General features: G+C 54.3%; 20 protein-coding genes. 11 read left to right on the top strand and 9 right to left on the bottom strand.

Annotated elements, in window-relative coordinates; all coding sequences use genetic code 11:
- Genes ACR0IU_RS07535 through ACR0IU_RS07525 form a run of 3 tightly spaced genes read left to right on the top strand, consistent with a single transcriptional unit; the run spans position 1 to position 2649 of the window.
- Positions 1 to 843, top strand: coding sequence for an amino acid ABC transporter permease (locus ACR0IU_RS07535; RefSeq protein ID WP_010441574.1), 843 nt, complete (start codon positions 1 to 3; stop codon positions 841 to 843).
- A 36-nt stretch (positions 844 to 879) separates the two neighbouring features.
- A complete protein-coding gene (locus tag ACR0IU_RS07530) occupies positions 880 to 1713 on the top strand; it encodes a transporter substrate-binding domain-containing protein (protein ID WP_010441573.1) in 834 nt (277 codons plus the stop codon).
- A 54-nt stretch (positions 1714 to 1767) separates the two neighbouring features.
- Complete coding sequence (locus ACR0IU_RS07525; protein ID WP_480715813.1) at positions 1768 to 2649, top strand: amino acid ABC transporter permease; 882 nt, start codon at positions 1768 to 1770, stop codon at positions 2647 to 2649.
- 7 nt (positions 2650 to 2656) lie between these two features.
- Here the strand turns inward: ACR0IU_RS07525 and ACR0IU_RS07520 are convergent, their stop codons facing one another.
- From ACR0IU_RS07520 to ACR0IU_RS07510, 3 genes are all read right to left on the bottom strand, one after another.
- On the bottom strand, positions 2657 to 2974 hold the full coding sequence (locus ACR0IU_RS07520; protein ID WP_480715812.1) for a non-heme iron oxygenase ferredoxin subunit: 318 nt from the start codon (positions 2972 to 2974) through the stop codon (positions 2657 to 2659).
- A gap of 3 nt (positions 2975 to 2977) precedes the next feature.
- Positions 2978 to 3922 (bottom strand): fatty acid desaturase family protein, encoded by a 945-nt coding sequence (locus ACR0IU_RS07515; RefSeq protein WP_170544015.1) that lies wholly within the window; start codon positions 3920 to 3922, stop codon positions 2978 to 2980.
- A 153-nt stretch (positions 3923 to 4075) separates the two neighbouring features.
- Positions 4076 to 5161, bottom strand: a complete 1086-nt coding sequence (locus ACR0IU_RS07510) for a hypothetical protein (RefSeq protein ID WP_480715811.1) — start codon at positions 5159 to 5161, stop codon at positions 4076 to 4078.
- Between the two features lie 95 nt (positions 5162 to 5256).
- Here ACR0IU_RS07510 and ACR0IU_RS07505 point away from each other — a divergent pair, with 95 nt between their 5' ends.
- Positions 5257 to 6186 (top strand): LysR substrate-binding domain-containing protein, encoded by a 930-nt coding sequence (locus ACR0IU_RS07505; protein WP_480608038.1) that lies wholly within the window; start codon positions 5257 to 5259, stop codon positions 6184 to 6186.
- A gap of 95 nt (positions 6187 to 6281) precedes the next feature.
- Positions 6282 to 7331 carry an aromatic ring-hydroxylating dioxygenase subunit alpha gene (locus ACR0IU_RS07500; RefSeq protein WP_480715810.1) on the top strand — a complete coding sequence of 350 codons (1050 nt, stop codon included), beginning with the start codon at positions 6282 to 6284 and terminating at the stop codon, positions 7329 to 7331.
- Positions 7332 to 7366: 35 nt separating this feature from the next.
- On the opposite strand, the gene ACR0IU_RS07495 is transcribed toward ACR0IU_RS07500, so the two are convergent.
- Positions 7367 to 8155, bottom strand: coding sequence for a phytanoyl-CoA dioxygenase family protein (locus tag ACR0IU_RS07495; RefSeq protein ID WP_480608035.1), 789 nt, complete (start codon positions 8153 to 8155; stop codon positions 7367 to 7369).
- Positions 8156 to 8441: 286 nt separating this feature from the next.
- Between ACR0IU_RS07495 and ACR0IU_RS07490 the strand changes: the two genes are divergently transcribed.
- From ACR0IU_RS07490 to ACR0IU_RS07465, 6 genes are all read left to right on the top strand, one after another.
- Positions 8442 to 9692, top strand: a complete 1251-nt coding sequence (locus ACR0IU_RS07490) for an FAD-dependent oxidoreductase (RefSeq protein WP_480715809.1) — start codon at positions 8442 to 8444, stop codon at positions 9690 to 9692.
- A gap of 13 nt (positions 9693 to 9705) precedes the next feature.
- Entirely contained in the window at positions 9706 to 9963 is a 258-nt protein-coding gene (locus ACR0IU_RS07485) for a sarcosine oxidase subunit delta (RefSeq protein ID WP_319544537.1), read from the top strand.
- Positions 9950 to 12817: a 2Fe-2S iron-sulfur cluster-binding protein gene (locus tag ACR0IU_RS07480; RefSeq protein ID WP_480715808.1), complete on the top strand. Its 2868-nt coding sequence runs from the start codon at positions 9950 to 9952 to the stop codon at positions 12815 to 12817. The genes ACR0IU_RS07485 and ACR0IU_RS07480 overlap by 14 nt, the downstream gene beginning before the upstream one ends.
- A 1-nt stretch (position 12818) precedes the next feature.
- Positions 12819 to 13316 carry a sarcosine oxidase subunit gamma gene (locus ACR0IU_RS07475; RefSeq protein WP_480715807.1) on the top strand — a complete coding sequence of 166 codons (498 nt, stop codon included), beginning with the start codon at positions 12819 to 12821 and terminating at the stop codon, positions 13314 to 13316.
- A gap of 14 nt (positions 13317 to 13330) precedes the next feature.
- Positions 13331 to 13744 carry a RidA family protein gene (locus ACR0IU_RS07470; protein ID WP_480715806.1) on the top strand — a complete coding sequence of 138 codons (414 nt, stop codon included), beginning with the start codon at positions 13331 to 13333 and terminating at the stop codon, positions 13742 to 13744.
- Between the two features lie 80 nt (positions 13745 to 13824).
- A complete protein-coding gene (locus ACR0IU_RS07465; protein WP_170774369.1) occupies positions 13825 to 14757 on the top strand; it encodes an AEC family transporter in 933 nt (310 codons plus the stop codon).
- A 15-nt stretch (positions 14758 to 14772) separates the two neighbouring features.
- On the opposite strand, the gene ACR0IU_RS07460 is transcribed toward ACR0IU_RS07465, so the two are convergent.
- The 5 genes from ACR0IU_RS07460 to ACR0IU_RS07440 are packed head-to-tail and all read right to left on the bottom strand — an operon-like array spanning position 14773 to position 19886.
- A complete protein-coding gene (locus tag ACR0IU_RS07460) occupies positions 14773 to 16062 on the bottom strand; it encodes an amidase (protein ID WP_480715805.1) in 1290 nt (429 codons plus the stop codon).
- Positions 16059 to 17252, bottom strand: a complete 1194-nt coding sequence (locus ACR0IU_RS07455; RefSeq protein ID WP_170780480.1) for a YlbE family protein — start codon at positions 17250 to 17252, stop codon at positions 16059 to 16061. Before ACR0IU_RS07455 ends, ACR0IU_RS07460 begins: the two co-directional genes overlap by 4 nt.
- Positions 17249 to 17875, bottom strand: a complete 627-nt coding sequence (locus tag ACR0IU_RS07450) for a hypothetical protein (RefSeq protein WP_480715804.1) — start codon at positions 17873 to 17875, stop codon at positions 17249 to 17251. The genes ACR0IU_RS07455 and ACR0IU_RS07450 overlap by 4 nt, the downstream gene beginning before the upstream one ends.
- Positions 17875 to 18507: a hypothetical protein gene (locus ACR0IU_RS07445; protein WP_170780478.1), complete on the bottom strand. Its 633-nt coding sequence runs from the start codon at positions 18505 to 18507 to the stop codon at positions 17875 to 17877. Before ACR0IU_RS07445 ends, ACR0IU_RS07450 begins: the two co-directional genes overlap by 1 nt.
- Positions 18504 to 19886 (bottom strand): Rieske 2Fe-2S domain-containing protein, encoded by a 1383-nt coding sequence (locus ACR0IU_RS07440; protein WP_480715803.1) that lies wholly within the window; start codon positions 19884 to 19886, stop codon positions 18504 to 18506. Before ACR0IU_RS07440 ends, ACR0IU_RS07445 begins: the two co-directional genes overlap by 4 nt.
- Between the last annotated feature and the right edge of the window lie 145 nt (positions 19887 to 20031).

Below are 20031 nucleotides of genomic sequence, written 5' to 3'. Positions count from 1 at the left end.
GTGACCGATCTGGGCATATCACGGGGAAAAGGGCAGTCGTTGCCGAAACCGCCCTTCTATAAGCGGTTCTTTGGCTCGGTGTTTGTCTCGGTCGCGATTTACGCAATCATCGTTGGGCTAATTGCCTATGGCTCGTACGTTGGTGCTCAGGGAATGGGGTATAACTGGCAATGGTACCGGGTGCCTCAGTTCCTCTACCGCAACACAGAAATCGGCTTTGAGTGGGGTGAGATACCCATAGGGTTGGTCGCCACGATCAAATTGTCTGTCATTTCGTTCCTGTTGGCCACTGCTATTGGACTGCTGGTCGCGTTGCTACGTCTATCCGGCCTGGTAATTGGTACGGCTGTAGCAGTTGGCTTCCTTGAACTTATCCGAAACATTCCTCTGCTGGTTCTGCTTTATCTGTTCTACTACGTGCTGGGTCCGATCTTCGGTTTTGACCGGTATACCGCCAGTATTCTGACCTTGGCGGTGTTTCATTCGGCGCTGATATCCGAAATTCTCCGGGCTGGGATTAATGCCGTCCCTACTGGTCAGTGGGAGGCGGCTAAATCCATCGGGATGACCCCCTATCAGACCTATCGTTACATCATCCTTCCGCAATCTGTTCGGTTTATGTTGCCGCCGATGACGGGCGAAGTTGTTCACCTAATCAAATCCTCGGCTATTGTCAGCGTCATTGCCGTCGCCGAACTGACCACCTTCGGACGCAACATCATATCCGACACTTACATGAGTTTTGAAATCTGGTTCACCATCGCACTGGTCTATCTGGTGGTGACCCTGATCCTGTCGATCGGCGTAAGTTATCTGGAGAAGAAATATGCCGTCGACCAATAACCACAAGAATTTAACCGGACAACAAGGAGAACCAAGATGAAGTTATCTCGCAGAATGCTCGGGGTTGCCCTGGGCGCGGTCGTGGCAACTGGCATGGCGACCTCAAGCTGGGCGCAAAGCGCAACTCAGGAACTGTCCAGCGAAAGTGTAATTGAAACGATCAAACAGGATGGGGTGATCCGGATTGGCCTGTCGCTGTTTGTACCTTGGTCGATGCGTGACAAGAACGGCGATCTGATCGGGTTCGAACTGGATGTTGGCCGAAAATTGGCCGAAGACATGGGCGTTGAGGTCGAATTTGTTCCAACTGCCTGGGATGGTATTATCCCGGCCCTTGTGTCTGGTAATTTCGACGTGATCATCTCGGGCATGTCGGTGACTGCTCAGCGGAACCTGACGATCAACTTCACTGACCCTTATGCCTATTCTGGCTTGGCCATTCTGGCCAACAAAGAGTTGACTGCAGGTATGGCGCGTGAGGACTTGAACTCATCTGACGTTACCTTTGCTGCGCGTCGTGGCGCAACGCCGGCAACCGTGATTGCCAAGGCATTCCCTGAGGCGAATCTGCTGTTGTTTGATGAAGATGGCGCATCGACTCAGGAAGTGCTGAATGGCAACGCCCACGCCACAATGGCATCGCAGCCAACCCCCAACCGCGAGGCGGGGCGCAATCCGGAAACACTGGTTGTGCTTGAAGGTGAGCTGTTTGATCCACGTGGTGAGGCGTTTGGGATGCGCAAAGGAGATCCCGACGCGATGAACTTCTTTAACAACTGGATTGCACAGAATTGGCGGTCCGGCTGGCTAGAAGAGCGCCACAATTACTGGTTTGCCACTGAAGAGTGGGCCGACCAGGTCGCCCAATAACCACTCTGACTGGGGGCGGACCCACCGCCCCTGGTCCTTATGCGGAGCGCTTTGGTGCAGGAATTCATTAGAAAACTCAGATGGCCTGACTATGTGATCGTGGCAGTTTTGATAACCTTCTTTGGGTATATCTGGCTGTCGATCGAAGGTACGCTGAATTACAAATGGCGTTGGGAACTGATCCCAAGCTATATTGTTGGCTGGCATTCCGGGCGCGAAGAGTACTTTGCAAATCTGCTGCTGCAGGGTTTAGCAGCGACGGTTCGCATCAGCATCTATTCGGGTATTCTAGCGCTCATTCTTGGTACAATACTGGGAATTGCACGCTGTTCGGCCAATCTGACCATACGCATGCTGGCGCGCACATACCTCGAGTTTCTGCGTAATGTTCCCCCCGTCGTCGTTGTTTTCATCTTTTTCTTTTTCTTATCTCAACAGCTGATCGATGCGTTGAACCTTGAACGTTGGGCTCGCGGTATTGCTCGGCAGGAAAACAACCAGATCTGGACCTTTTTCTTCGGCGAAATGCGTCGCTTTCCTTCGCTTGTTTCAGGCGTGATCGTTCTGGCCCTGTTTGAAAGTGCGTTTGTCGGCGAAATCGTGCGTGCCGGAATTCAGTCGATCCCGAAGGGTCAGCGCGAGGCGGCACGCTCGATCGGGATGAGCCGCATGCAAGAGCTGCGCTACGTAGTGCTGCCGCAGGCGATGAAAAAGGTTGTGCCACCTCTGGCCAACCAGTTCATTTCATTGATCAAGGACAGTTCGATCCTGTCGCTGATCTCGGTGCAGGAACTGACTTACAAAACCGTCGAACTGGTCGCCTCGTCCCGGATGATCTTCGAGGCGTGGATCACAACTGCGGCGTTCTATTTTGTTGTCTGCTTTGGCCTCAGCCGTATCTTTGCGCGGCTCGAGAAGCGATCTGAAAAGCGCTAGGTTCAGGTCACATTCGGACCTGAACCATCCCGTCTTGCACCCGTGTTTCAAATACGCGCATTGTGCGGGTTGCCGGTGCTGAAACGGGCTTGCCGTCCCGGACATCGAATGCACCCTGATGTAATGGGCATTCGATCACGTGGCCATCAAAATAACCGTCGCACAAATCGGCCCCACCATGGTTACACAAAGCCAGTGAGGCGTAGACACCACTGGGTGTATCGTAAACCGCAATCATACGAGGCCCGATTTCCACGCGCGTGACCCAGTTCTGCTCTAGCTTTGAAACTTCGATCACATCGCGCCAGGGTTTTTCTGTTTTCATCACTCAGGCCCTTGCATTCCGCTGCATGATCTGACGCAGAATGTCGCGATGCGCGGCCAGGTACCCGCCTTTTTCGACGAAGATATGATCCTTTAGCTTTTCATGCAGGCGGGGTAGAGCGTGGAAAGGGACCGAGGCGACATAGTGATGCTCGGCGTGATAGTTCATGTTCCAGCACAAAAAGGACATAGGTTTTGACACCAGATTGGTGCGGGTGTTTTCTGACATCTGCGCCACGGTGGGCCGCCCAACATGTTCAGTCATGCGCACAAAGCGCATCACTGGCTCACCCAGAAACAGTGGTATGATCCAGTACCAGATCAAGCCCCACCAACCAGTGACCGCCATGGCCAGCAATATCGTAGCGTAGATGGCCAACATCCGGCGCGCGTCCCAATAGACCGATTGATGTTCTTCTTTGGGAATAAATCGCAGTTCAACGTCGCTGAGTTTGCCAAAGGCATGCCGGAACAGTTCAGTGAATTTGCCGCGCCAGTAGGGTAGGGCAGATAAATACAGAAAATACTGACCAAGTGTTTTCGGAAGCGGGATCAATTCGGGATCTTCTCCGGTCAGTTGGGTATAGGTGTGATGGTCACAATGCTCGTACCGAAAGAACCGGTGTGGCAGGATGATAATCAGGCCGCAAATCTGCCCGACCAGATCGTTCAGCCAGCGGGTACGAAACACCGTGTAGTGGACACACTCATGTTGTAGTGAGAAATGGTGAACCAGGACGACGCCCTGCAGAAACATCGCGGGCCAGATCAGCCAACTGTTCCAAGCCAGGGTGATCAGAGTTGTGGTGCAGGTCAGTACCAAAATCCAAAGTGCAAGATGACGCAATCCAGGCGCGTTCGAGCGTTGCATGAATCCTTTGAGTTCTTCGCGCGTCAGTTTTCCTTCGGCCAGTGCCTGAGTCAGCGGCGTGACGATAGCTTTTGACATGTGATTTCCATGAGTTTGCCGGAGCGGGGGTCTTGCCCTCTACGCGTATTCCGGCACCGGAGACGGGAGTGCTCCGCACCATAGGACCAACTCGATCAGGTCCTATTAACAAGATTATTTCGACAGGTGATGATTCGATCAAGCCGCGATTGATCAGCTCGCAACCCTTAATCCGATATCAGGGTCGGGATATTCGAACAGGCTTGCGGCACAAGGGTATTGATCCAAAATGGTTTGCCCGTTGGGCAACCGATCCGCATGAAAAACGCCGTTGTTCCAGTAGGTCACGCCGTCAATCTCGATTGTCGGGTCGATGACATTCCAGCTGATTTCACCGGGCGCGTAGGCCCCGCAAGTGTGGAAGTGCAGGATGCGCGGGTTGCCAAAGGCAGACCCGCCCCAGCGTTCGTAGTTGTCGCGCATGTCCCAAGGATAACCACAGCCTGGGTGAATGCCTGCATGCCAGGAATGAACGAAGCTACGGTCGATACCTAAATCTCCTGCGACCCGGTCATAATGTGCTTCGGCCTTCGACGTATTGGTAGGATCGCCTTCGAAGCGAAGCAACCGCCCGTTCTCCATTATCGCAAAGACCGGGCGGTCAAATTCAATCGTATAGTCGTCATAGTATTTCGAACCTGTTCCCGTCAGAAAACTGATAGCTACGTGACCTGAGAAACTGTAAGCCGGAACCGGGGTAAAGACGGACATTGGAAAGCGCAGGATCGAGGTGTCACCTGTTGGTTTCAGGTTCATAATCGGTCGGCCACGAACATCAGTGCCCAGCGGGCAGGTCAGGCGTACCTCAGTCGATGAGTCCAGTACCGCGTTGATATCGGCCTTAAGCTCCATAAACGCATCGTGGTGGCCATTAGAAAAGCCCGAGCCCAGCATCTCTTTGGACAATGCAAAGCTGACGATAATCTTTTTGCCCTGCGGCATATCCGAAAACCGCAACTGATCCCCAAGCCGGGCAAGGAACAGAATAATGTCTGCTTCTTCGAACCGGGCCATAAGATCAGGTGTCAGATGCGGATTGTCGGGGTTAAAGCCGACATCGACGGTATCGACGGTCATTCCCAGATTATGGGCTACTCGGCTCACGACATCTACGCATTCGGCATCGAAGTACCCAAACTCAGGTGGCTCATATGCAATCAACAACTTGTCGCCCGTAGATGCGCGGGCGCAGTTGATCAGCAGATTTTGAGCGCCCCGCTCCGGCGTCATATCAGACATCGACACATCCTGATTGCTTAGTATCTCAGATTTACGACCCGATGCGGGAGCTAATCCATTTGAAAGTATTAATGGCTCACATTAGGGTCACTAATATGATCCTGAACCTGCCCTATTCTGCATTGCGCGCCTTCGAGGCGGTTGTGCGCCATTCCGGATTTTCTCCTGCCGCCGACGAGTTAGGGGTCAGTCAGAGCGCGGTTAGTCAGCATGTCAGGACACTGGAAGAGTGGTTGGGCAGGGATTTACTCGTGCGCGGTGCGCGGCAATCGCGTCCAACCCGGGAAGGCGAACAACTAGCGCTGGCTATTGCAGAAGGATTGGGACGCATATCAGAAGTGTGCGCCCAATTGCGGGACCGCACACGCTCGGATCGAACAATAGTCATCTCATGTCTTCCTGGATTTGCTTTTAACTGGTTGTTTCCAAGGCTACTGCACTTCGATCTGGCGCATCCTGACCTTTCAATATCAATTGCGACTGACACCGGTTACCACCCGTTCTCCGGAGCGGATTCAGATATCGGCATCCGATACGGGCTTGGAGAATATCCGGGGTTGGAAGTTGATTTGCTGATGCGGGAAAGGCTGTTTCCGGTTTGCGCCCCTTCACTTGCCTCATCGCTGACAAGCATACAGGATTTGGCGCAACACACGTTGCTTGTTGATGAAAACCTCCATCACGGCACATCCAGCCCTACTTGGGAATTCTGGGCACGGCAGAGTGGCTTGACCATGCCTTCATCGCCGCGGACACGCCGATTGGGGCAGTCAAACATGGTCATTCAGGCCGCTATCGAAGGGTTGGGCGTAGCGTTAGGCCGCGAGCCATTGGTCATTGATGCACTATGTGATGGCAGGCTGGTTCGTCCGTTTTCGGAAATGACCTTGTCGCCTTTATCATATTGGCTTGTGCGACGCCCAGAGACAAAGGATAGCCAGAAGGTCAACGAGTTTCTGAACTGGATAAAAGCCGAAGCAGCAGCCCAGCCAGACTTGCCACCGCTTGCGCCAAATTTGAATTAGCCCACCTTATATCTTTTATTACCAATCCGGCATGGCGTATTGCCAATCGAATGCCATAATGCCCCTAGCTACCGGATCGATAAGGAGAGCAGCCCATGTATCTCAGGAATTGTTGGTATGTCGCCGCCTGGAGCAGGGATATCGGCCGTGAGCTGAAAGCGGAAACCTATCTGGGTGAAAATGTTGTGCTTTATCGACAGCAAGATGGCACTCCGGTCGCGTTGGAAGATGCTTGCCCACACCGTAAGCTGCCATTGTCGAAAGGGAATCTGATAGGAGACACCGTAGAATGCGGCTATCACGGGTTGACCTTCGATTGCTCGGGGAAATGCACGGATAGCCCGACACAGCGCGGGATGACGCCCCGTCGCGCGGTCGTGAAATCCTATCCGGTTGTTGATCGCTATCGCCTGCTTTGGATTTGGATGGGCGATCCCGAGTTGGCCAACCCTGATCTGATTTTCCCTATCGAGAACTTTGACAACCCAACCTGGGGCATGACCGATGGCGGCGTGATGGACATCGATTGCCACTACCTTTGGGTCTGTGACAACCTGCTTGATCCCAGCCACGTGGCCTGGGTTCACGTCTCTTCATTTGCAGGGGCCGGAACGGATGAAGAGCCCCTGAATGTTGAAAAAACCGATCGAGGCGTGATCGTTTCTCGCTGGATCGAGAATAAGCCGCCGTCGCCTTACTACTCCAAGCTGGTCGCATTTGAAGGCGAATGTGATCGCCTGCAGCATTATGAGATGTGCCTCCCGGCGATCGGATTGAACAAATCCATCTATACGCCGGTCGGCACCGGCGGCTATGACAAAGATCCGGTCGAGCAGACCTTTATCAATATTTCGTACAATTTCATGACACCGATAAACGAAGATGAAACCAGATATTTCTGGTTCCAGCATCGTAATTCTGACCCTGACAATGCAGAGGTTTCGAAATTCATGAACGATGGTGCCCGGATGGCATTTATTGAGGATAAAGAAGTATTGGAAGAGGTGCACAAGGGCATGAAGAACGCAATGACGCCTCATATCGATCTGGGCCTGGATGCCGGAGCAAAGATTTATCGGCGCGTTTTGGATCGGGCGATTGAAGCTGAAACAACGGTAACCGAAAGCGCGCTAAAGCAAGCTTGATTTCTGGTTCGGGGCCGGATCGCGGGCCCCGTATCTTAGGCAGTTTCATAGATGATTGGATACCGGCCCCCTGCAAAGGGTGCGCCGGGTTTCAAACTATCGTCATGTAGCCATTCTGTAACCGAATCCCGAGGTTCATAGGTCGCACCTTCGACAGCAAATCGAATTGCGTATCCGCGCCTGCGACGTGTCGAAGTCCGATTGCCCATAGCCGAATGTACGGTCATTCCGTCAAAGGCGAGTGCGTCGCCTGGTTTCATGTTTTCAAAGTGGAAGATGTCATATTGGGCACGGTCGGCCTCAAAATCCGGCATGTCTATGTAATCCGGATTATCTTCTTCCAGATAGTGCAGGAAACCGCCTTGCTGATCGGTTTTGAAAGGCCGGTATTTTGCGCCCCATGCATGTGATCCACGCACAAATTCCAGTGCTCCATTGTCGGGGTCAACCGGGTCAAGTGCGATCCACATTGTCATGATCGGTCCTGCCACGGGCCAATAGGGCTGATCCGTGTGCCATCCGGTTTGAGTCCGCGTTCCCGGCTCTTTTACGAAAATCTGGTCATAGATTAACGATGTCCACGGACTGCCTGATACCTCAGCTACGCGTTGTCCGATATCCGATGTCAGGCAATAGTCCTGAAAAGTGCCGGGGTTTTCGCGCATATTTTTATACGCAAAGTAACGGTCTCCTTTTGTGACTTCGGTATCAACTGCATCCTGTAATTTGCTTAGCCAGTCGTCTGACAGGATGTTCTTTAACAATACGACGCCGTCGCGCGCATAAGATTCCTGTGTGTCCTTAAGTTCATTTGGCTTGGTCATCCGATCCATCCATTTAGTTTCCACTCCGTTTCCGGGCGGGTTCGTAAATTGGCGCGAAGCGCCGCGATCCACGTGGTGTCAGTAAGATGGTGAACTGCGGCAATTGATGATGAAACAAGGCCACCGCGACCGGGCAGACCATTTGCCAGCGAGGTTCCGGTGAAACAGTTTAATGCGGAAGTTCATGACTCACCGTACAACAATTTGGTCAAACGGCCAATAGTTTTGCGTGATGGTAAAATAATTTATTGACCGTACATTGCTTGTGGTCAATATTGGGATCACCATGCAAAAATATTCTGTGTTCTCGCTCGCCCGGAATGCACTTTCAGGGCACCGAAACTGGTCGCGGGCTTGGCGTTCCCCCCCGCTCAAAGACCAGTACGAGGTTGTTGTGATAGGTGCTGGGGGGCACGGTCTTGCGACCGCCTATTATCTCGCCAAAGAATTCGACATTACAGACGTCGCTGTGGTTGAAAAAGGTTGGCTAGGTGGTGGCAATATCGCTCGTAATACGGTGACCATCCGATCCAATTACATGCGGGACGAGTCGATCCCCTTCTACGTCAAATCCGTCGCCATGTATGAGGGTCTGACGCACGAACTGAACTTCAACATGATGCATTCGAAGCGCACCATGGTGGATGTTGTGCAAACTTGGCCCAAGTTGCGCGAGCTCAGGCGACGGCAACTGGCGATGGATATTTATGGATCGACTTACGAACAGATATCGGAGATCGAACTGCGTAGAAGAATACCCGCGCTGACCGGGGGCGGCCCGGATGCGCGTTTGCCTGTAATTTGCGGCATGGTGCATACGGATGCTGGCGTGAACAGACATGATGCAGTGGCGTGGGGATATGCGCGCGCGGCTGATGCGCTTGGGGTCGAGATACACCAGCAAACCGCAGTTCAATCTCTGATCCGCGGGGCTGATGGCCATATCAGCGGTGTCGAAACCAATCGCGGTAGGATTCGTGCCAAAAAAGTTGTTGTCGCCGTCTCAGGCCATACCACAACGTTGACCGAAACCGTCGGGCTGAAGCTTCCTTTGCGCACGATGAACCTGACGGCATTTGTGTCCGAGCCGGTGAAACCATTAGTGGACGTCATAGTGAACTGCCCTGACAGCGGGTTCTATTTCAGCCAATCCGACAAGGGAGAAATGGTGATCGGTGGTGCACCGGATATGGGTCAGAGTTTCCGACGCGATATTAAGCAGAACGTGTTTGAAGACACGGTAACCGCGATGCTTTCCCTGTTCCCGTCGTTCAAGAAACTCAAACTTATGCGTCAATGGGGCGGGCATCTGGACATTGCTCACGATGCCTCACCCATTATGGATCAGACAGACTTGCCCGGTTTGTTTGTGACAGCCGGTTGGTGGGGCGGATACAAGGCCATCCCCGCAGGTGGGTTGACGCTTGCCCATCTGGTGGCCAAGGGCGAGCCTCATCCACTGATGTCTTCGTTTACGCTCAACCGGTTTCGCCATCTGGATTTTGTGATGGAAGCCGGGACAACCACGGCGCGTTAGGAGGGTATGGTTCATGATGCTAATTCCCTGCCCATTCTGCGGCAAACGTAATGAAAGCGAATTTATCTTTGGAGGCGCGGTCGGTGCAGACCGCCCCGACCCGAACAGCGTTAGCGACGCGGAATGGATCGAGTATCTGACCGTGGTGCCAAACCCCTTAGGCCCAGTTCTGGAACGGTGGTGGCATGCGCGAGGCTGTGGCGAGTGGGTCACGATTTGGCGTGATACCCGGACCCATGACATCGTGGAGGCCCCAGATGACTCAGAATAACCGCTGTGCATCTGGTGGGCGGATTGATCGAAGCCGAACTCTGCGATTTACCTTCAATGGCAAATCCTATGAGGGGTTTGAAGGCGATACTCTTGCCTCGGCCTTATTGGCCAACGGTGTTCGTGTTACGGCGCGCAGTTTCAAGTATCACCGCCCTCGTGGCATTGTTGGTCATGGTCCCGAAGAACCCGCGACACTGGTGGAGCTGGATGGGGAGGATGCCTCGGGAAACCGCCCGGCAACCACCGTCCCTTTGCGCGACGGGCTAAGCGCGCGTTCGGTGAATTGCTGGCCATCGCCCGAGTTTGATATTGGCGGTGTAAATCAACTGCTCAGCCGTTTCATACCGGCCGGTTTTTATTACAAGACGTTCAAATGGCCCAATTGGCATCTTTTTGAGCCTTCAATCCGCAAAGCTGCCGGGTTGGCTGCTGCACCAGCTCAGCCACCATCCTCGGGGCATTTCGAAGCGCGCCACGCCCATGCTGATGTCTTGATCGCAGGCGCAGGCCCCGCCGGACTGAAGGCAGCGCTTAACGCAGGACGGGCGGGTAAGCGCGTATTCCTTGCCGACGAAGGCTCTGAGGCAGGCGGCAGCCTGTTGAACCGCAATCTTTCCATCGATGGGCAACCTGCACTGGGTTGGGTGGAAGATGCCGTTCAGGAGCTGCGCAAGATGGCCAATGTCACCCATCTGCAGAATGCGACTGTCTGGGCATATCGCGAACACAATTTGCTGATTGTAAATGAGCGTAATCCTGTACAGGGAAGCATCATTGAGCGTTCTTGGCGCGTGAGGGCGGGGGAAGTGGTTATCGCCACAGGCGCAACCGAACGCGCCATGGTCTTCTGCAACAACGACCGGCCCGGGGTTATGTTGGCATCGTCGGTACAGGCTTACTGCAACCGATGGGGGGTTACCCCCGGAAAAAGAGTGGTCCTGTTTACCAACAACAACAGTGTATATGCAGTCGCCTCTGATCTGATCGCGGCAGGGGTGCGGGTTGAGGCTATCCTCGACAGTCGCTCAAGCGTACCTCAGGCCGCACTGGAATTGGTGCCCGAAATCACTGTGCAATCTTCAACCGTTGTTGGAGATGTGCGCGGTCATAAAGGGGTCAAAGCAGTAAAAGCCGTTTCCTCATCGGGTTCTGTAAACTGGATTGAATGCGATTTGCTTGCGCATTCAGGGGGATGGAACCCGACTGTACATTTGTGGTCTCAATCTCGCAGCACTCTAAGGTTTGACGAAGATTTGGCTGCCTTTCTTCCTTATCAACCAGTGCAGAACTGCACAGCGGTTGGCGCTGCGGCTGGGCAACTGACACTTGATCAGATTATCGATGGGGGCGAGGAGCTTGCATATGAGATTGAGCCACTTTGGCGGGTAGACCTGCCTGGCCAGCGCGGAAAGGCGTTTCTGGATATTCAGAACGACGTGTCTGTCAGTGACGTGCATCTGGCTCTGCGTGAGGGCTATGACAATGTCGAACACGTCAAACGCTATACCACCGGCGGCATGGGTATTGATCAGGGTAAGACCGGCAACATCAACATCATCGGCACTGTTGCGATGCAAAAAGGTGTGCCGTTGCAAGAGGTCGGAACAACCACTTTCCGCTCGCCCTACACACCTGTGTCCTTCGGTGCGATCGGCGGGCTACGCGAGGATTCGGTTCTGTTCCCCTATCGGCACACGCCAGTCACCCAGTGGAACAAAGACAATGGCGCGGTCATGTATGAGGCCGGTGCGCGTTGGCATCGCCCGGGCTATTTCCCTCAACAGGGTGAAGGCCTGCAAGACGCAGTGAGCCGTGAATGCCGTGCCGTTCGGGAAGGCGTTGGCGTCTATGATGGCTCACCGTTAGGGACATTCGAGTTGAAAGGCCGCGATGTCCCGCAATTCCTGGATTTTATCTATGCGAACGTGATGTCTTCGCTGACGCCTGGCAATGGTCGTTACGGGCTGATGCTATCGGATGATGGGCTGATCCTGGATGATGGCGTGGTGTTCCGGCTTGATGAACACAGATGGCTTGTTTCCACCTCTACCGGTCATGCGGATTCAATAAATCAGCATATGGAAAAGCTGCTTCAGACAGAATTCCCGGATTGGCAGGTGATGATCACGACGGTGACAAGCCAATGGAACAACGCCACGATTTGCGGCCCGCGCGCGCGCGATGTGATGCAGGCTATTGGCACAGATGTCGACCTGTCGCCCGAGGCGTTTCCATTCATGTCTTTCAGGGATGGGACCTTCGCAGGTTTTCCCGCGCGCATCGTTCGCGTCAGTTTCACGGGTGAACTTTCCTTTGAAGTCAATGTTGCCCCACGCCACATGGCAGCGTTATGGGCCAAGGTGATGGAGGCAGGTGCCCCCTTTGGTATCCTCCCGGTAGGATCGGAATCGAGCCACGTGCTGCGTGTCGAAAAGGGCTTTCTGTCGCTGGGACACGAAGTCGACGGCACAGTGGATGCCTATGACCTTGGGATGGGTTGGGCAATGTCGAAGAAAAAGACAGACTATCTTGGCAAACGCTCGATACAGCTGCGTCGCGAAGGAACGGCAACTCGGCGGGAGTTGGTGGGCATTCTACCCGAAGATCACAACAGGCAAGTGCCAGAAGGCGCGCCGCTAACCCCCGGAGGTCGTAAAGAGGCCACCGAAGGCCTTGTAACTGCCTGCGTCTGGAGTGTTGTGAACGATCGCTGGGTCGGGTTGGCATTGCTGAAGAATGGTCATAGCCGACACGGGGAAACTGCTCATGTCCGCCTGAAAGATGACGTGATCCCGGTCAAAATCACCAAGCCGGTGTTCCACGATCCCGACGGCAAGCTCTTGAGGTCCTGAGATGACTTATGACGTGGCAATAGTGCGCCAACCCCTAAACGCGCTGTTTGATCTCAAAGGGAGTCCAGCTGCCATTCAAAACTGGGCAGCTGATGTTCTGTCGACACTGCCAGAGCGACCAAACTCTCGGACAGGTCAAGCTTCAGTCGAACTGTATCATGTCGGGCGAAACCAGTGGATCGCGCGCGCTCCGCTGGAGCAGGAAGCCGAACTGGAGAAACGTCTCAGCCCAACCAATTGTCCGGCGGAAATCAGCATCGTGCGGATTTCGGATACGCTGACATTTTTTCGAGTGACCGGTCCGCAAGCGGATGAAGTGATGTCCATTGCGTGTCCGTTGGATATACATGAAACTGAGTTCGGCGAAGAAACCGTAACCTATACTGAATTGTTTGGCCTCAAAGCACTAATTGTGCGGTGTGAAGATGGTTTTGAATTTGCCGTAGAGCAGAGCTTTGGCGATATGGTCGAGGATTATCTTTCCCGTGCCGTCGCCTAGAGGGAAAAAAGCGAATGGCACGAACACATATTCACAAATATCAAACCCGCTATCACGCTCAGGCGACCTATTCCAAGGCGATCCGGGCGCGGGGCGATTTTGTCTTCATGCAGGGCCAAGTTGGAACTTTGCTGGATGGGACACTCGTCGGCGAAGATGATCCTGGTGCCCAGGCGGATCAGGCCTGCCGCAATATTCAACGCTGGATGGAAGAGGCCGGAGGTAGCCTTGCCGATATTTGCAAGCTGACGGTCTATGTCACTGATATTTCCTACCGGCCAGCGGTTTACGAGGCGATCAACCGCTGGTTCGAGGGCGTGCATCACTGTTCGACCGGGGTTGTCGTGCAAGGCTTGGCCGACCCTTCACTGTTGGTTGAAATTGATGCAATGGCTGTGATCGACGAAGACACGGACGAAAGCGCTTGAATGGGTGGCGGTCGAGTTGTGTCGAATATCACTGTATGACAGTATATCGAAGTGCAGCCCAGATTTATTATTGATTTTAGATGCTTACAATTCTGACTTCGATATTACCGATCTTTTTGATTATCGCGTTGGGTCTGGCCCTTCGTAAAGGTGGAATTCCCAGCACCGATTTCTGGAACCTGAATGACAAGCTGGTTTATTGGGTTTTGATGCCCTGCCTGTTATTCACGAAGATCTCGTTATCGCCGTTAGATAAATCTGCGCTTGGCCTTTATTCGATGACCATATTGGGTGGGTTTTTGGCGGCGCTGGTGTTTGCAGTCATCAGTGCCCGTCTGATGGGATATGCGGCACCGCAGGCGACGTCGATCTTGCAGGGAAGTGCGCGACATAACTCATTCATAGGCCTTGCGCTTGCAGCCAATCTATACGGTCCAGTGGGGTTTGACATCGCTATTCTGGCGACAGCCATACTGGTGCCTATCACCAACATCGTCATGGTGGTCATGATGGTGGGGGCATTGAAACAGGATTCTGCGACCCGATTGCCGATCGCTATCCTGCGTGAGCTTGGGCGAAATCCCTATGTCATCTCGATCCTATTGGCGATTGGGGCCAACCAGATGATCGGTGACCGCATTCCTGTTGTCCACGAGGTGGCTGACATTCTTGGGGCGGGCGCATTGCCCATTACTCTGCTGGCTGTTGGCGCAAACCTGCGTGTCCGGGCGATGGCGGCGAGTGCGCTGCCTCTAATGCTGGCTATTGTCGGCAAGATGATGGTGTTTCCGGTTGCTGCGCTCTGTATCGGAATACTTGTCGGGTTACCTCAGGATGTTTTGCAGATTGCAGTGGTCTATTCCGTGGTGCCTACGGGGGCTTCATCGTACACTTTGTCCAAGCAACTAGGCGGGGACGCGCCTTTGATGGCCGCAATCGTCACGCTTCAGACATTGATAGCAGCCGTTAGCATACCAATTTCGTTGGCGATATTGTTGCCGTTAATCGGTTAGACGAACCGGAAAAATTCAACTCAATGGGTTTAGGATGTTACTGACCCATTGCGCAATATCCAGTAGCCGGGCGTCATAGCCCTTTGGCGCGACAAGCTGTATCCCTAATGGCAATCCATTTTGGTCGGTCCCAAATGGGATGGCGATCGAAGGAACCTGCAAAAGGTTCCACATGCGCGAGAACAAGGGATCTCCAGTCGCTTCAAGGCCCACTGGGGCCGAACCTGGCGCAGACGGCACTAGAAGGGCATCGGTATCCCCAAAAATCTGTTCCAATACTAGTCCAGCGCGATCACGGAGGATCAGAGCATGCTGGTAATCCACCTCGCTGATCTTTAACCCGGCTTCGATCAGCGCGTGAAATTGAGGACTGATCGCGGGCAATCCCATTTCGAATTCATCGCGGCGTAATCGTGCGGTCTCATATGCCATTACAGTGTGATGTGCCGAGGTGAGTTCAGAAAAAATAGCAGGGTGGGCAATTTCGCCAGATTCCGATCCTGCGGCTGCAATGGCGGACATAGCACGGGTGCAGGTGTCACGCATCTCAATCGAGCCATCCATCCAGTGTGGTCCGCGCATCAGGCTGATCCGCGGCAAACTGTCCTCAAAACGCGCTCGTTGAGGCGGCTCGATGCCGCGTAGAACCGCATCGGTAAGTGCAAGATCATATGGATGACGGGCGAGTACCCCGAGCGTATCAAGGCTTGGCGACAATCCCATCACACCAGAAAGCGGGTAGCCATGGATCGTAGGGCGAAATCCATGTACTCCGCAATATGCAGCCGGTCGGATCAATGATGCTGCCGTCTGTGATCCAAAGGCCAGCGGCGCCACGAAATCAGCGACAGCAGCAGCAGAACCCGATGATGAGCCGCCCGGAGTATGGCCTGGATTGTGCGGGTTCGCAGTTTTGCCGGGCCGGAAATAGGCGAACTCGGTCGTAACTGTCTTGCCGATAGGAATGGCGCCCACATCGAGAAGCATTTGAACGCAGGCCGCGTTCATTACCGGTTGTCGATTAGAATACAGGTCACTGCCCCAACCGGTCGGCATGTCATCGGTATCGATGATATCCTTGATTACGAATGGGACACCATGGAGCGGCCCGTCAGATTGCCGATTATCGGCAGCCAGTGCCCGATCCATGGCGCGATCTGCATCAAGGTGCTGAAATGCCCCGAGCACAGGTTCGCGAAGTGCGATCCGTTCGAGATGTGCCTGCATGACCTCCGATGGCTTGACTTCTCCTATCCGGATCAGTCGGGCCAGTTCGTGCGCGCTGCGGCGACATAAATCACTCATGCCTTGAGTGCTTTCACAGCAGCTGAAAATGGATCGACCGGCATGTCATAGATGCCACCACCCAACCGACCAGCCTGACCCAACCTATCAAGTATGCCAAGCCCAACTGCTGGACCAGAACCTTGCGCCACCGCTCCGCGCGCAGTTGAGCCAAGCCGAATATCCAGAGAACGAAAATAGGGATGAGAACCTGCTGACAGACCTGTTACCCGTGCGTTGGAATTGTCAGGTAGATAAGCGCCGAGAACCTTTTTCTGCTCGGGGCTAAGTTCGATGGCCATGGCACCAAGGCCAAAGGCCTCGACCACGGCGCTGTCTCCGATGGCACCCAGGGCGCGGTCTTCGGGTAAGTCGGTATCTAGGCGACCCTTGGGCGGTGCTGCGGGAACAGTAAACCACCGTCCCGGTAGGCCCGAGATCTGAATGCCAACCTCGCGCCCATTTCCACCTGCTGCCGTCACAAAACTGGAGCCTTCGACACCTTCGGCAAGCTTCATCATTAGCTTGGTCGCCGCCATCCAGAGGTTCAGGAACAGCGAAGGAGAGTTCGCCATGAACTCCAGAACATCTTCGTCATTGATGCCACCGGATGTGCGATCCTTAAGTTCATCAACCAACGCTTCAGTTGCGACGGGTGTGCGCCCGTGGCAATCATCGCCACCTACCAACCCCGTAACCGCCAATGGAACCAACGCAATCCCTTCGGCCAGACCGTTTTGCAGCACATCCAGAAAGCGCGTGTTCAGCCAGCGGATGTGTTCGAGAACAGCGTCCGAGCGCAGACCCAATCGCAGCGACGGGCGTGCCCCACCATTGATCGGGGAAAAAACCCTCGTCTGACCGCGCCATGCGTCGTAGACCGAATGCAACGGCATGGAGGCGGACACCACGGCTGCCAGCGGTGTGACGACGTCGTGCTCCTGTGCCGGGCGTAACGCGATCTCACCTGCCATGATCATCGCTTCGGCCTGATCAAAGTCACGGGACAGACCTTCCCAGACTGCAGCAACACAAGCTGAATTGAGGATCGGAGCGGTGATATCCGCGGGGCGCGAAAAGGCTGGACCTGCGTGCAACAGTACATTTTCTGGCAGGTCAAGCGCGTCAGCTGCGGTATTGAATCGATTCCAGACCGGCTGTGTGACCATCGCCCGATCAAAGGCCAACTGGTCTGACGGGTGTAGGGTCATGATCCCTCCGGAGGAATGATCCAAGTTTCCGAGAAGTAGAGAAATGCGGTCGTGGTCTCATACCCGGCCTGCACGCGCGTACCCAACTTACCCGGCAGCGTGTGGCCATTGACGATGATCTGGGCCGCATGGGCAGGAACCAGTAGCGAGAACATGTTTTGCTCACCCGATGCGACCTCATGCGGGGACAGTTCCAATGCACGAGGTGCTTCGAAGCCTTCCCAAACCAGTTCAACCGTCAAAGGTCCGCCTGCGATTGTTTCGGTATACCGATGGCTCATTGGGTCGCCCGAACTGCGCACGGCATGTGCCCCAATTTCAGGCAGGGTTGCGAACGAGGGCGCATTGGCAAAAGCAGCCAGTTTACTGATAAAGTTCTTTTTAAGGAACGCGGTTAGTTCGGGATTGTCGCTGAGGATGACATTTGGGGCATTCGGTGGACCCTCAACCTGATCAGGCGATCCCAGAAGCAACAGCACCTGCCCCTGACCGACCGGAGACCAAGCCACCCGAAAGAATAGCGCCAAGGCGCTAAAATTGCCATTCTCGTCTTTAAGCAGGATGCCCGGGTTTTCGCCTGTCCAGTCAACAACGCCGGGGGTGATGGGCTCGTTCAGGGGCATCAGGTGTCCTCCGCAGGGGTAACCCAGGTTTCCGAGAAGGCCAGAAAGGCCGTGCTCATCGTGCGTCCAAAGAATTGGCGATCTGCCACCTGACCGCGCAGGGCGGTGCCGTTGATCCTGACCTGAGCCTGTTTGGCCTCAAGAAATACGGAATACATCTCGTGTTCTTTGGTCGCCGAGTTTTCGCGTGTGACTTCCACCGGCAGCGGTGGCCCCATATCCTGCCAGATCATGTCCAATGTCACACCCGAACCACGCAGGGTCTCGGAATAGCGTGTCTTGAGGTCACCGGGCCGCTTTTCAACGCTATCACAATCCAGCCAGGTCATGGCCTGCAGGCCGGGTTTGCCAACAAATGTTGGCATCTTGGATACCCAGCCTTCAACGATCCAGCGCATCATACGCTGGTTGTCGGTCATGATCAGGTTTGAGACTTTCGGCCAGCCGCTGGCCTCGTCTGGCGCGCCCAATACAATTGCTGCATGACCACGACCATATGGGGACAGAACCACGCGAAAGAACAACGCCAGCGTATCGTAATGGGCCTGATCGGGCTGCTGTTTCAGATAGATGCCCGGGTTCTCGCCCGACCAATCAACCCGCCCCGGGTTGTGAGGGATTCGCGTGCTCATGACCAGCTTGCCTCGTATTCTTTCAAAGCATTTTCGATGAAAGTGCGGCGCTCAAACCCCTGCAGATGATCGCCGGACTTCAGAATATCAGCAACCTTGAACGAGACTTCTTTCTGCAGGGCGCCATCATCACGACCTTCCTGCAACGGGATTTTCAACACGGTATCCCCGGCATAAGTCGGGACTATACCCTTGAAATTGTCAGTTGGCTGTGCAGGTGGAGTTCCATTTGCCAGGGCCCGGATCGCATTGCGCAACATCCGGCGCGCCTTGGCCACGCCACGATCTGTGAATGACAGGTTCTCTCGGGCATGGATGTTGATTGGGCCCTGGCTGACCCAGGCATCATAATCACCGGGATCGCGTTGCCGCATTTCATAGGGGCGATCCGGACCCTGGCCGTAGAAATCGGTTTTGCCAAAGCCCACTTCGTCCCGATTGGTCATGCCGCGCGGGTCGTCGTTGAACCGCTCCTCCCGAAAGTGACGCCATGCGATGACCATGGTGTTGGTGTCATCAATCGGAGTGATCCATCGTGACAGCCCACCGCGTCCAAAGTACCTTGATCGATCCGGAATTGGGAAATGCCCGCCATTCTGAGTGAACGATGGCAACATGTGGTCATGTACTCGCACCCAGATGAAATCACCATCCCGACGCACATTGGTATAGAAATCGCCGGTCTGACTATCGTGAAACTCAATCATCGGCATATGCGCGAATGCTTCGTGGAACTGCACCCGCGCAGCCTTGGTGTGCAGATAGACCACATGAAACGGGTCCCACGCGTTCTCCATCACCTGTAGCCAGTTGCAGGGTGACTTGATGAGATACGGTACCAGTTCATCACCTTCATCATCGAAAGTATCCATAACCGGGAAAGGCGGTGTCTTATCTGCCGGACCCATATAGGCAAAAGCCAACCCTTTGTATTCGATGATCGGGTACGCCCCGAGACAGGCCTTTTTCTTGACCTGAGACGCAGGGGGTTCGCATGGTGTTTCCAGAACTGTCCCATCCAAACCATACTTCCAGCCATGGTAAGAGCAGCGAATGCCGCCTTCTTCCACGATGCCGAATTCCAGGCTCATGTTTCGGTGGCAGCAATGCAGATGGGTGCATCCCAGCCTGCCATTTTTCTTTTCGCGAAACAGGATCAGATCCTCGCCCAGAATTCGGAGGCGATAAGGAAGATCTCCAATTTGATCAGTCATGGCGACGGGCATCCAAAACCGGCGCAGATACTCGCCGCAGGGTGTTCCCGGACCAACCTCGGTCAATTCCGGGTCGTAGTTTTCTGACCAGACACCTTGCTGATCGTGACCGCGAAAATTCCCTTTTGGAACCGTGAATGGGCTGTTGTCAGATGGGGTGTTCATTTTTGGCCTTCCAGTCGTCGTGGCTTACGCACCCAGCGATTGGCTTCTGCATGTCTCGAGCTTCCACTCGGGAATGACCTGCCGATGTCTCATGCCGGATATGGCTGGACGCTGCAGTGCGCGAATGCTCTGCAAATCTAGCGCT

The organism is Ruegeria sp. CL5 (assembly GCF_056536485.1).
This window is presented reverse-complemented; position numbering and strand designations above follow the sequence as displayed.